The 12,638-nt window shown below is 59.9% G+C and carries 14 protein-coding genes; 9 read left to right on the forward strand and 5 right to left on the reverse strand.

Going from position 1 to position 12,638, the window contains the following annotated elements; genetic code table 11:
* Positions 1-10 precede the first annotated feature (10 nt).
* Positions 11-715: a YebC/PmpR family DNA-binding transcriptional regulator gene (locus AO065_RS02285; protein WP_004882098.1), complete on the reverse strand. Its 705-nt coding sequence runs from the start codon at positions 713-715 to the stop codon at positions 11-13.
* A 329-nt stretch (positions 716-1,044) separates the two neighbouring features.
* Here AO065_RS02285 and AO065_RS02290 point away from each other — a divergent pair, with 329 nt between their 5' ends.
* A complete protein-coding gene (locus tag AO065_RS02290) occupies positions 1,045-2,988 on the forward strand; it encodes a type VI secretion system Vgr family protein (RefSeq protein ID WP_050562163.1) in 1,944 nt (647 codons plus the stop codon).
* Here AO065_RS02290 and AO065_RS02295 read toward each other — a convergent pair.
* Both AO065_RS02295 and AO065_RS02300 read right to left on the reverse strand, forming a co-directional pair.
* On the reverse strand, positions 2,975-3,748 hold the full coding sequence (locus AO065_RS02295; RefSeq protein WP_004882095.1) for an enoyl-CoA hydratase: 774 nt from the start codon (positions 3,746-3,748) through the stop codon (positions 2,975-2,977). The two genes, AO065_RS02290 and AO065_RS02295, sit on opposite strands and share 14 nt — an antisense overlap.
* A 91-nt stretch (positions 3,749-3,839) precedes the next feature.
* Complete coding sequence (locus AO065_RS02300) at positions 3,840-5,060, reverse strand: acetyl-CoA C-acyltransferase (RefSeq protein ID WP_054540849.1); 1,221 nt, start codon at positions 5,058-5,060, stop codon at positions 3,840-3,842.
* A 205-nt stretch (positions 5,061-5,265) separates the two neighbouring features.
* Between AO065_RS02300 and AO065_RS02305 the strand changes: the two genes are divergently transcribed.
* On the forward strand, positions 5,266-5,745 hold the full coding sequence (locus AO065_RS02305; RefSeq protein ID WP_004882074.1) for an LEA/WHy family protein: 480 nt from the start codon (positions 5,266-5,268) through the stop codon (positions 5,743-5,745).
* A gap of 43 nt (positions 5,746-5,788) precedes the next feature.
* On the opposite strand, the gene AO065_RS02310 is transcribed toward AO065_RS02305, so the two are convergent.
* Complete coding sequence (locus AO065_RS02310) at positions 5,789-6,043, reverse strand: hypothetical protein (protein WP_004882073.1); 255 nt, start codon at positions 6,041-6,043, stop codon at positions 5,789-5,791.
* A gap of 153 nt (positions 6,044-6,196) precedes the next feature.
* Between AO065_RS02310 and AO065_RS02315 the strand changes: the two genes are divergently transcribed.
* Entirely contained in the window at positions 6,197-6,514 is a 318-nt protein-coding gene (locus AO065_RS02315; RefSeq protein WP_004882072.1) for an ElaB/YgaM/YqjD family protein, read from the forward strand.
* Positions 6,515-6,588: 74 nt separating this feature from the next.
* Here AO065_RS02315 and AO065_RS02320 read toward each other — a convergent pair whose 3' ends face one another.
* Positions 6,589-6,939 carry a hypothetical protein gene (locus AO065_RS02320; protein ID WP_004882069.1) on the reverse strand — a complete coding sequence of 117 codons (351 nt, stop codon included), beginning with the start codon at positions 6,937-6,939 and terminating at the stop codon, positions 6,589-6,591.
* 268 nt (positions 6,940-7,207) lie between these two features.
* Here AO065_RS02320 and AO065_RS02325 point away from each other — a divergent pair, with 268 nt between their 5' ends.
* The 6 genes from AO065_RS02325 (at position 7,208) to AO065_RS02350 (ending at position 12,368) form a co-directional block, all read left to right on the forward strand.
* Positions 7,208-8,275, forward strand: a complete 1,068-nt coding sequence (locus AO065_RS02325; protein ID WP_004882067.1) for a M4 family metallopeptidase — start codon at positions 7,208-7,210, stop codon at positions 8,273-8,275.
* A 19-nt stretch (positions 8,276-8,294) separates the two neighbouring features.
* On the forward strand, positions 8,295-8,594 hold the full coding sequence (locus AO065_RS02330; protein WP_004882064.1) for a protealysin inhibitor emfourin: 300 nt from the start codon (positions 8,295-8,297) through the stop codon (positions 8,592-8,594).
* Positions 8,595-8,838: 244 nt separating this feature from the next.
* Entirely contained in the window at positions 8,839-9,468 is a 630-nt protein-coding gene (locus AO065_RS02335) for a paraquat-inducible protein A (RefSeq protein ID WP_032650893.1), read from the forward strand.
* Positions 9,465-10,079: a paraquat-inducible protein A gene (locus tag AO065_RS02340; protein WP_004882059.1), complete on the forward strand. Its 615-nt coding sequence runs from the start codon at positions 9,465-9,467 to the stop codon at positions 10,077-10,079. Before AO065_RS02335 ends, AO065_RS02340 begins: the two co-directional genes overlap by 4 nt.
* A complete protein-coding gene (locus AO065_RS02345; protein ID WP_032650891.1) occupies positions 10,072-11,748 on the forward strand; it encodes a PqiB family protein in 1,677 nt (558 codons plus the stop codon). Before AO065_RS02340 ends, AO065_RS02345 begins: the two co-directional genes overlap by 8 nt.
* Entirely contained in the window at positions 11,745-12,368 is a 624-nt protein-coding gene (locus AO065_RS02350; protein WP_004882054.1) for a PqiC family protein, read from the forward strand. The genes AO065_RS02345 and AO065_RS02350 overlap by 4 nt, the downstream gene beginning before the upstream one ends.
* Positions 12,369-12,638: the final 270 nt, after the last annotated feature.

A 12,638-nucleotide genomic window follows, 5' to 3' on the forward strand; every position in this document is an offset into this window, starting at 1 on the left:
CCGGAGTGGATCAGCCCGCCAGACCCACGTAGACGTTCTGCACGTCGTCGTGGTTATCGATGGCTTCCAGAAAAGCTTCGACTTCTGCCATCTGCTCATCGGTCAGGCCGTCTACTGTGCTTTTCGGACGATAGCCAAGCTGCGCAGACTGCACGGTAAAGCCGAATTCAGGCAGTTTCTTGCACACCGCGTCCATGTCTGTGGGGTCAGTCAGGAACAGGGTGGCACCCTCTTCCGCCGCCTCACAGTCCTGAGCGCCAGCTTCGATGGCCGCCTCGTCCGGATCGGCGTCCGGCGACGCAGGCACCGCTTCGATCATGCCCTGGTAGTTGAAATCCCAGGACACCGAGCCTGCCGCACCCAACTGTCCCTTGCGAAACAGCACGCGAATTTCCGACACGGTACGGTTGATGTTATCGGTCAGGCATTCGACGATCACCGGCACGCGATGCGGTGCGAAACCCTCATAGGTCAGGTGTTCGAAGTTGACGCTTTCACCCAGCAGGCCTGCACCCTTCTTGATCGCGCGTTCCAGCGTTTCACGGGGCATCGAGGCTTTCTTGGCCTGCTCCACCACCAGACGCAGCCGCGAGTTCATGTCAGGGTCGGCGCCTGCGCGGGCCGCGATCATGATTTCCTTGGACAGCTTGCCGAACGTACGTCCCTTGGCGTTGGCTGCCGCTTCTTTATGCTTGACCTTCCACTGTGCGCCCATGTCTGTTCTCTTGATCCAGTGTGCGTCCCGCCCGCTGCGACTGCGAGGCAGCCTGCAAGGGTGGCAGGACGTTGAAAATAAGGGTGGCCGGCAAAGACGTTTCCGGCGCGACGCATTTTATACGCGATCACGCCAGATGAAACCCCTGCCGGGCTGTGATTGCTTCGATGAGCGTGCCACTGCGCTCAATATCTCAGGCCTGCTCGCGCTTCGTCGTGTAGTCCTTTTCTGAAAAACTTTGAAACGATGCTTTTGCACTCACGCATTTCGTAACCTTCGCACCCTGAATTTCATGGTGGGAGCGCCCGACGATGTGCAAAGACCCGCAAATGCCAATGACCTTGGCGATTGCCGACTGCCAGATGGATCTGCATGTCATAAGCTTTACCGGGCTGGATGCCTTGAACGACGTGTACCGTTTCAATATCGACCTGGTCGGCACGCAAGCCTCGCTGGACACGGCCAGCCTGATCGGGCGCAGCGCGTTTCTAAGCTTCGGCTTTGCCGGTCAAGGCGTTCACGGCCTGATCCATCATGCAATTGAAGTGTATGTCGGCAGTCGCCTGACGCATTATCGACTGGTGCTGATGCCTGCCTTGCAAAACCTGGCCGGGCAGCCTCGACGCTGCGCTTACCACGACATGAGCGCCCCACAGTTGATCGCCCATCTGCTTGAACGCGATGGGCTGCCGACAGCCGCCTACCGCTTCGATCAGATGACAGGGCTCTATCCACGTCGCCCCTTGTGCATCCAGTACGATGAGACCGATCTGCACCTGTTGCAGCGCCTGTGCGAGGAGGAAGGCATTCACTTCCGTTTCGAACAGGCACCCGATAGCCATACGCTGGTCTTTTCCGACGATCCGGCCAGCTTCACCGAGCATCGGCTGCCCACGCGGTTCCGTCGCGACCCTCACGACCGCTCGACTGCACTTGTGCATCTGGCCGAACGCCGGTCGATCCATAGCGGCCAGCAGGATCCGTTCTGGCAGGCGACCCACTCCAGCGGCTCAAAAGCACGCACGGAACGCGAAGCGCAAGCGCTCAGGGAATCCCTTGAAGCCTCTTCGAGCCAGCGTCCGACCGATCTGGCGACGGCCCATCGACAACAACGCAGCGTGCGCCATCTGGAACGGCTGCGTTGCGAGCGTCGGGACTTTCAGGGCATCAGCGATCAGCCAGGCCTGCGCAGCGGCGAGATCATGCACGTACTCAATCATCCCGAGCCGCTGCTCAACGATCAGTGGCTGCTGATCGAAGTGCGCCATGCAGGCAGACAGCTGCAGACACTGGAAGGCGTAGACCCCAACGACATTGCGGCCATCATCAGTGCGCTGCCTGAAACAGAAAACGACCCTCTACCTGACGAAAGCGTTTCAGCCGCTGGCTACACGAATCGGTTCAAGGTGTTGCCTTGGGCGATGCCCTTTCGCCCTGCGCTCAGACACCCCAGGCCGAGAATCAACCAGCTTCAAGAGGCAACACTCATGCCTCAGGAGCTGATCGTCGATGCGCAGGACAGCCTGCCAGGCCACAGGCCGATCCGCTTTGACTGGCAGAAAGCATCCGGTCTGGAAAATGAGCCCGAACAGTGGCCGCTGGCACAGGTGATGTGTGCGGCTGCCAACCCGGTCGCCCGGCTACAGGCAGGCACCCGCGTGATCGTCGCTCACCTGAACAGCGATCCGGACCGCCCGGTGATCTGTGGCGTACCGAGAGCCCTGCCTGCAAACAGACCCCGGATAAGACTGGAAGGGATCGACGTCAAGTCGCCGGTCTACGTGCATCTGCGCTCCGGCCAGCACTTGCATATCGAATCGGACAAGGTCATCAACGTGAAAGGCGCGCAGACCGAGCTGCACCTGACGCCGGAAATGATTTCGGTGCGGGGCAATACCACGCTGGATACGTTTGCGCCCGATGCTCCACCCCGAAAGACCCTGACCATCAGCGATCTGCGCCTGACAAAGCTGCCAGGTCTGCGCGGCGCACCGCTGGCCGCGAGAATCTGGTACATCGTGCGCATGCGCAAGCCGGGGCTGCATCATCTGGCTCGTCTGGCGCCCAGGCACTTCCTGTTCGAAGGCATCACCGACGATCTGGGTTATCTGGGCCTCAGCGAAGCCGATCGCCAGCAACTGATCAGGGAATATCACAAGACGCCCCAGGAGCTGTGGCTGATCCATCCCGGCGAGTGCATGGCGCTGCATACCTATTTCCAGCAGAACTGGACGCAGCAGCAGCGCGATGCCCTGAATATCAGCAGTCCTTGAAGACAGCTGGCCGCTTTTCGATGAACGCCTGCATGCCTTCCTTCTGATCCTGACTGGCGAAGGTGGCGTGAAACACACGGCGTTCGAAACGGATGCCTTCGGCGAGGCTGACTTCGAAGGCGCGGTTGACGCTTTCCTTGACCTGCATCGCGACAGGCAAGGACTTCGCGGCGATGCTGGCGGCCGCCTGCAGCGCCTCGTCGAGAAGCCCTTCCAGCGGCAGGACCCGAGACACCATGCCGGCACGCTCGGCTTCGAGGGCGTCGATCAAGCGCCCGGTCAGGCACATTTCCATGGCCTTGGCCTTGCCGACGGCCCGGGTCAGGCGCTGGGTGCCGCCCATCCCCGGCAGTACGCCCAGATTGATTTCCGGCTGCCCGAAGCGGGCATTGTCAGCCGCAAGGATAAAGTCGCACATCAGCGCCAGCTCACATCCGCCCCCCAATGCAAAACCGGCAACTGCGGCGATCATGGGCTTGCGTCGTGAAGCAACACGATCGCTTTCGCGAAACAGGTCATCGAGGTAAATCTGCGGGTAGGTCAGATCGACCATTTCCTTGATATCAGCGCCAGCGGCAAAGGCTTTTTCCGAGCCCGTGAGCACAATACAGCCAATGGTGCTGTCAGTTTCGAAAGCGTCCAGCGCATGATTCAGTTCATCGATCAACCGAGCGTTGAGCGCGTTCAGCGCCTTGGGACGGTTGAGCGTGACGAGCCCGACCCCGTCTCTGACCTCACTCAAGATAGTCTCGTAAACCATTGATAAATATCCTTTTTGTATTTTTTTGAAAACCAACACCAAACAAAACAATCAACATCACATAAGCCATTCAAACCGTTGATTTAAATAATTATTCTATTATTTCAAGCGCAACAGCCGTTGCCTCGCCACCGCCGATGCAGATAGCCGCGATTCCACGCTTTAGCTGTCTGCGACGCAGGGCCGCCAGCAAGGTCACGATGATGCGTGCACCCGAGGCACCAATGGGATGACCCAGCGCACAGGCTCCGCCATTGACGTTGACCTTATGGTGCGGAATTTCCAGCTGACTCATGGCGACCAGAGGCACGACGGCGAAGGCCTCGTTTATTTCGTAGATATCCACATCGTCCACCGTCCAGCCTGTCTTGCCGAGAAGCCGCTTGATCGCCCCGATAGGAGCGGTGGGAAACAGGCCTGGCTCGTCGGCGAACGCGGCGTGAGCATGAATAACGGCGAGCGGCTTCAGCCCTCGGCGCGTGGCTTCGGATTGACGCACCAGCAGCAACGCAGCGGCACCGTCGGAGATCGAACTGGCGTTGGCCGCCGTCACCGTGCCGCCTTCGCGGAACGCGGGCTTGAGTGTCGGGATCTTGTCCAGTCGCGCCTTGGGCGGCTGTTCATCATGGGCAATCAGGCGCTGTTCCTTGCCGACAGTGACCTGCACCGGAACGATCTCGGCGTCGAAATGCCCTTCTGAAATGGCCTGTTGGGCGCGGGTCAGGGAAGCGATGGCAAACGCATCCTGCGCCTCGCGACTGAAACCATTGTTCTGCGCGCAATCCTCGGCGTAGGTGCCCATCAGGCGGCCCGGCTCATAGGCGTCTTCCAGACCATCGAGAAACATGTGATCCAGCACACGACCGTGGCCCATGCGATAACCGCCACGGGCGCGGTCCAGCAGATACGGTGCGTTGGACATGCTTTCCATACCGCCTGCCACGACAACGCTTGCACTGCCCGCCATCAGCAGATCATGAGCCAGAATGGTGGCCTGCATACCCGAGCCGCACATCTTGTTGAGCGTGGTGCACAGCGTGGCCTTGCCCAGACCCGCGCCCAGCGCGGCCTGTCTGGCGGGCGCCTGACCGAGGCCTGCGGGCAGCACGCAACCGAACAGGACTTCTTCAACGTCACGGGGGTCGATACCGGCACGCTCTACGGCGGCGCCGATGGCCAGCGAGCCCAGGCGTGTGGCACTCAGGCTCTGCAGTTCGCCCTGAAAACCGCCCATGGGCGTGCGGACAGCACTAACGATGACGACAGGATCTTGAGCAGGGTTTTGATGAGGGGTTGTCCTTTCGATGGACATGGCTATCTCCAGTCTTGTTGTTATTGGATCGCTGAAATCATCAACCTGCGCGCAGCACGACGCAATGGTTGAAACAGGCAGATTAGCGGGTAACGGCGCGGACGTTGAATCTTCGGGGTCATCCGACGGGCCTTTCACTTGCCCGCGAATCTCTTGACAGCCATGCGGTCTGAAGGTGACTGACACCACGCCGAGGAACCGGACAATGTCGCTACACCCAATGCGCCTCGTGCTTTCGGGCCTTCTGATGCTGGCGCTGAGTGCATGTACCCTGCTGCCCAATCGCGATCCGCTGAACATCAGTGTGGTGGGCATCGACCCCTTGCCGGGTCAGGGACTGGAGTTGCGCATGGCGGTGAAGCTGCGCCTGCAGAACCCGAACGAGACCGCCATCGATTACAGCGGTGTGGCACTGGATCTGGATGTGAACGGGCGATTGCTGGCGTCTGGCGTCAGCAACCAGCACGGATCCATCGGTTCTTTCTCGGAAGCGGTGCTGGTGGTGCCGGTCAGTGTCTCGGCCTTTGCGGCCCTGCGTCAGGCCCTCGGCCTGAGCCAGACCCAGCGACTGGACAACCTGCCCTACACGCTACGCGGCAAGCTGGCCGGCGGCCTGTTCGGCACCATGCGTTTCAAAGACAGCGGCACACTGGACCTTCGGCAGGCGGAAGGCGATCCCTGGTGATCGAAGGCCAGGGATAACGCTGTCTGCCTGATTGTGTGACGGCTTACTTGGCCGCCGCCATCAGGCGATTGACTTCACTGCGCACCATGTTGGCGTATTCCGGCGGGCTCATGGTGTCCAGCTCGGAGCGAACCCACTCCGACCATTTACCCTTGCGCTTGGCACGTTCGCCCATCAACCGCGCGGCCTCGCCCTTGGCCTTGCCGAGATTGCTCTGCCACAGGTCGAACAGGCGGGATTTTTCATCTTCGATAGCGGCGCGTTCAGGAAGGGGCCGGTTGGCCAGATTGAAACTCATAACGTTCACCTACGACTAAAAACGGCTGCATCTTACACCCGTAATGGTGTTTCTTTGCAGAGCCCTGCGTCAGGTCATTCAAGCCGGTGCAACTTTTCGCGAGGCCCGATACTCCATTGATCACTATTGCCATCACTTGAAAAGGAAAATGCCATGGCTCGCAAGACCTCTGCCCAAACTGCTGCCGATCAGATCAAGGATCAGGCGTTCAGCGACTTGCAGGCACTGATCGAGGAATCCGACAAGCTACTCAAGGACAGCGCAGCGCTAGTAGGCGAGGACGCAGAGACCCTTCGCGCGCAATTGAGCCTGAAGCTCAAGCAGGCACTGGATTCGGTGGCGAGCGTGCGTGATCGCGCCAAGCCGGCGGTGGATGCGACCGAGACCTACATCGGTGGCCATCCATGGCAGACCGTGGCCATTTCAGCCGGCTTCGGGCTGGTCGTGGGCCTGCTGCTGGGCCGTCGTTGATCGACGCACTGCACCCGGCATAAAAAAGGGCGTGATCGCTGCACTGCGATCACGCCCTTTTGCTGTCTGGTGCCTCAGCGGGTGTACTGCACCACCGAAGGCGTGGCAAAACGGTGTGATTTGCTGACCTTGGCCTGCAGGGCGACACGTTGCTCTTCGGCTTCGGCCTCGCTGGGGTAAGGACCGAGCAACATTTGCTGCTTGCCGTCGATCGTGACGATGACGGGCACATAGCTGCGCTCGAGCAGCCAGGCACTGGTATCGCTGACCGCTTCTCTGGAATTCATCTGGATAAACCACTGCGGGCCGGTAACCGGCGCCGTCTGAACCGCGTCCTGGGACTTCTCCCGGGCAGGAGTCCTGGAACCGCCTGCATCGCATCCGGCCAGTGCCAGCACCGCCATGATCATTACCGTCTTGCGCACGTGAGTCTGCTCCTCGTCTGAAGTGGCGCGAGTCTAGCATTCCCGGCGTGCGGATCGAGAGGCTGTGTCGAGGTGACGCAGGTCGCCCGCCCTTCCCGCAAAAGCCCGGCCAGACTGAACTTTGGCGAAAGCGCCAATCATTTGCCTACCGGTCATCATGTAATGAAATATTTCTTTGGCATAAAACCCGTCTTTCACCTGTCAAACCTCTCGCGACCATGTTGACCGGTGGCTTGCTGCTATCGGTGCATTACTACAGGAGTTTCACATGTGCGATAGACATCCCCTGCATTGCTTCATTCCGCCTTACATGCTTGAGCATATGGCGCAGTCCTCACAGCCCGGCATCAGCGCACGGGCCATCGCCAACCTGACCGGCAGCTCCGCATTCCTGGCCTCGCGCCTGACAGCCCGGACCATGCCGTCGATGCATGCCATAAAATCACCGAGCGGCACCAAACACCGGGTGATCCACGATGCCAAAGGCACCGATCAGTTGCCGGGTAAAGTGGTACGTTCCGAAGGCCAGAAGGCCACCGGCGACAAGGCCACCGATGAAGCCTATGACGGTTCGGGTGATGTCTACGATTTTTATCAGCAACTGTTCGAACGCAACTCACTGGACGATGCAGGCATGGCGCTGGTCTCGACCGTGCATGTGGCCGAAGTCGATTTTCAAGGCGATTACGTGCCCCTGAGCAACGCGTACTGGAACGGCAGCCAGATGGCGTATGGCGATGGCGACGACCTGGTCTTCAAACGTTTCACGGGCAGTCTGGAAGTCATTGGCCACGAACTGACGCATGGCGTGCAGAGTTTCACGTCCAATCTGGAATACCGTGGCCAGTCGGGTGCCTTGAACGAACATTTCGCCGATGTCTTCGGCATGCTGGTTCGCCAGTGGAAAGAAGGCACCAGCGCCGAAGAATCGGACTGGGTAGTTGGCAAGGAACTGCTGGTCCCTGCCCCGACCCGCCGCGGGATTCGTGACATGGAAAAACCCGGAACCGCTTACGCCAACGACCCGGATCTGGGCGACGACCCGCAGCCCGCCACCATGGCTGACCTGTACACCGGTGCCAAGGACCGGGGCGGCGTGCATATCAACTCGGGCATTCCCAATCGCGCTTTCGTACTGGTCGCCAAGGCGCTCGGCGGAAATGCCTGGGAAGTGGCAGGCAGAATCTGGTATGAAACAATGCTGGAGCTGGCATCGGACAGCCAGTTCGCCGATTGCGCCAGAATCAGCATAAAGGTCGCCAGCGACCCCCGTTTCGGTGCAGACGCCAAAAAAGCCGTTCAGGCCGCCTGGAAGAAAGTCGGGGTCAAGGTCTGAACATTGAAGAGGTGTAGCGATGAAGGTGTGTCTGGTCCAATCGGGCGGTTTTGCCGGCGCGATAAAACGGTGTGAGGTGGACACCTCCACCCTCGACCAACCCGAGGCAGAACAGCTTGAACGGCTGGTGAGTGACAGCGGACTGAACAAGTCGGGCGAAGCCTTCAATGAAGACGGACGCGACCTGAATCAGTACGAAATCACCATCGAGGACGATAGCCGAGCCATCTGCATGACCTTCGACGAGCACAACGTCCCTCAGGCTGCGCGGCAGCTGTTGGGCTATCTCAAACAACGCGCCAGACCAGGCAAGCCTTGACGGTGGCCCGTCAGCACTGCCCTGTTCAGAAGCATGGACAGTGCTGACAACGGTGCCATTGGCTACATGGGGGCAATCCATAGATAATGGCCCGATGACATGAACCACCGCCAGCCTCCGCGGTCAATCATGCAGCCCTGCAGGGTTGTGACGGGACGCACAGAAAAAAACACTGCACAGCCAATAAAGAGGTATCTTTCCGAACCTCCGATCTTCCACCCAGAACTCTGCATCAACGGCGTCGATGAGCACTGTGCATTCCACGAGACACCCACCGGATCTGATCATCTGCGAACACTGCGATTCGCTGTATGAAGCTCAGCCACTTAAACCCGGCGATGCCGCGTTCTGCCTGCGTTGCCGCGCAGTGCTCGGCCGGGGACGGCGCATGAGCATCGAGCAATTGCTGGCCCTGACCATCGCTGCGGCGATCTTCTTCGTCTTCGCCAACATCTTTCCGGTAATCAGCATCAGCATGAAAGGCCTGACCAACGAGGTCACGCTCTGGCAGTCGGTCGAGGCGCTGGCTCAGGGGCGCATCACCATCATTGCTCTGGTTGCAGGCGTCGCAATCATCTTTGCTCCGCTGTTGCAGATCGCCTTGCTGTTCTGGGTGCTGCTGCATGCCAACAGGGGCGTCATCGCGCCGGGCTTCAAGACCTGCATGCGCGCGCTGGAACAGCTGCGCCCCTGGAGCATGCTGGAAGTCTGCATGCTGGGCATTCTGGTGGCGATCATCAAGCTGGCGGGCATGCTCGATGTGCACCCCGGCGTAGGGCTCTGGGCCATGGCGATGCTGATGGTGCTGATCCTGCTGATCGCCAACAAGGGGATTCGAGGCCTGTGGGACGAACTGGGAGTCAAGGCTGAATGAACGGCATTCCTTTCGCCCATGAACATAAACTGTGCCTGTGCCACACCTGCGGTTACGCCTGCCAGGAAGACGCCAGCCGCTGCCCGCGCTGCGATTCGCCGGTGCACCGACGCAAGCCCAACAGTATCGTTCGCACCTGGGCCTACCTGATCGCCGCGCTGATTTTCTACATCCCGGCCAATACATTGCCGGTGATGTACACCTCACTGCTGGGCAACAGCAGCCAGAACACCATCATGAGCGGCGTTATCGAGTTCTTCGAAAGCGGCTCGTGGGACATCGCCATATTGATCTTCGTGGCCAGTGTAGTCGTGCCGTGCATCAAATTCCTGGTGCTGGGCATGCTGCTGATCACCTGCCAGCGCCGCAGCCGCTGGGCCATGCGCGAACGCGCCCGTCTTTACCGGTTCATCGAACTGATCGGCTACTGGTCGATGCTCGATGTACTGGTCGTCGCCCTGGTGGCATCCCTTGTGCAGTTTCGTGAGCTGAGCACCATCGAGCCGCGGATCGGCATTCTGTTTTTTGGTTTGGTTGTGGTGATGACGATGTTCGCCGCCATGAGTTTCGATCCCCGGCTTATCTGGGACGCAGAGGTTGAAGATGTCTGACAATACCCTCCCCCCTTCTGCTTCGATGCCCCGCCCCGAGGTGAAGCGGCGCCGCGTGCGCATTTCGCTGATCTGGCTGGTGCCTATCGTCGCAGGGCTGATCGGCCTGTCCATGGCCTTTCATGACTGGATGAACATCGGCCCGAGGATCACCGTGACCTTTCTCACGGCGGAAGGTCTTGAAGCCAACAAGACTCAGGTCAAGTACAAGAACGTGGTCATCGGCATGGTGACCGACATCACCCTCAGCGATGACCGCACCCATGTGCTGGCCACCATCGAGCTCAATAACACTGCGCACCCGTTCACCCGCATCGACAGCCAATTCTGGGTCGTACGGCCGCGCATCGGTGCACATGGCGTATCGGGCGTCGACACCCTGCTGTCCGGTGCTTTCATCGGCGCGGATGCGGGCAGCGCGCAGGACACCAAGAATGAGTTCACCGGTCTGGAAACGCCGCCTCCGGTGACATTCGGCGAAAAGGGAAAACGCTTCATTCTGCATACCGACGACCTTGGGTCGCTGGACATTGGCTCGCCGATCTATTTCCGCCGGATCCAGGTGGGTCAAGTGGTCGGCTATGAACTGTCCAAGGATGGCCGTGGCGTCGATATCCAGATTTTCATCAGCTCGCCCAACGATCAGTACATCACCACCGATACCCGTTTCTGGAACGCCAGCGGCGTGGACGTCACCGTGGGCGCATCGGGCCTCAAGATCAATACCCAGTCGCTGACCTCGATCATCTCCGGGGGCGTGGCATTTCGTGAACCCAACTGGAGCCCGGACTCCAAGCCGGCTGACGAAAACGCCGAATTCAAGATATTCGACGATCAGGCCACCGCGCTGGCCCCGCCAGATGGTGAGCCCCGCTATATCCGCATGCGCTTCAATCAGTCGCTGCGCGGCCTGACCGTAAACTCCCCGGTCGACTTCCTCGGCGTCAATATCGGTAAAGTGGTCTCGGTGGATCTGGATTACGACCCGGCCACAAAGACGTTCCCGGGCATCGTCGGCGCAGTGATCTACCCCAAGCGCCTCGGTGCCGCAGAATCCAAGCTCAAGGAGCTGGGTGGCAAGGGTGACGAAGAAGAACAGTCGGCCCGAGTGCTGGGCGCATTCGTCGCCAACGGTCTGCGGGCACAGGTTCGCAACGGCAACCTGCTGACCGGCCAGCTGTACATCGCCATGGAGTTCGACCCGAAGGCACCGAAGGTGACGTTCAACCCCAAAGCCCGACCGCTGGAGATTCCGACCGTGCCGGGCAGCTTCGACAAACTACAGGAACAATTGCAGGCCTTCGTCGAGAAACTCAGCAACCTGCCGATCGATCAGTTGGCCGCCAATCTCAATGGCAGCCTGAGCGAGCTTCAGAAGACCCTCAAACAGGTCAACAGCAGCATCCTGCCGCAAATGCGTGGCACCTTGCAGCAGGCGGAAAAAACCCTCGGGACCGCCAACGATTCGCTGGCCGAAGACTCGCCTGCGCGTCAGCAACTGGGCCAGGCCATGGACGAGGTGCAGCGCACTGCGCGCTCGGTTCGCGTGCTGACCGACTTCCTCAGCCGCCACCCTGAATCGCTGATCCGCGGTCGTACCGGCGATGCTGCCCCGCGTTCATTCAATGCACCCTCTTCATCCCGAGCCATTGCGGAGCCGAACCAATGACCCTGCGCCTTAAACTGGCAGTCCTGACCGCTGCGCTGGGCATCAGTGCCTGCACCTCGACCCAGACTCATTACTACACGCTCATCGCTCCGATGGCGTCGAACACCGCTGCGGCCAGTCAGGCCGCGCCGTTCCAGTTCGAAATGCTGCCGGTGATCATGCCGGTACAGGTCGACCAGCCGCCACTGGTGGTACGTCAGGGTGATGGCAGTCTGGCGATACTCGATACCGAGCGCTGGGGCTCGCCGCTGGGCGACGAATTTCATGACGCGCTGACGCCTCAGCTTGAGCGCCGCTTCGGCAGTCGCGACATGGCAGGGCTTCCCAAGAACACCGAGCAGCCCCTCTTGTCCATCCGCACGGACGTGCGGCGCTTCGAATCGGTACCCGGCAATTACGCACTGATCGATGTGGTCTGGACCCTCACCCAGCGTAGCGCAGGCGCGACAGCGGGCAGCAAGCGCACCAATCTGACCTGCAGCAGTGTGATCCGTGAGCAAGCGGGAACAGGCATGGAAAGCCTGATCATTGCGCACCAGAAAGCCGTTGGCCGTCTGGCGGAGAAGATTGCCGGCACCGCTGAGCGCTGGGCCCAGCAACCCACTGCACGCTGCCTCTGACTGCACAGACAATCGAGGCCTTGAACGGCCTCGATCGTTTCGTTCGACTCCTCGCCTGAAGCCCGCTTGAATCGTTCAAATCAGTACAAAACGATACCAATTAGTTCAACCCCTCTATTACAATGTGCCAGCATTTGCAGGCGTTTGCCTGAAGTTGCGCACATGCTCCAATGCGTAATGGAACCGGAACGAGCTCCGGTCGTTGTCATACACGCTGGTCGGCAAACCTTAATTATTGCGGTACTGCCGAGACAATGTCGGTGGACGGTG

Source organism: Pseudomonas viridiflava, assembly GCF_001642795.1.
In the GTDB taxonomy this organism is placed as follows: domain Bacteria; phylum Pseudomonadota; class Gammaproteobacteria; order Pseudomonadales; family Pseudomonadaceae; genus Aquipseudomonas; species Aquipseudomonas viridiflava.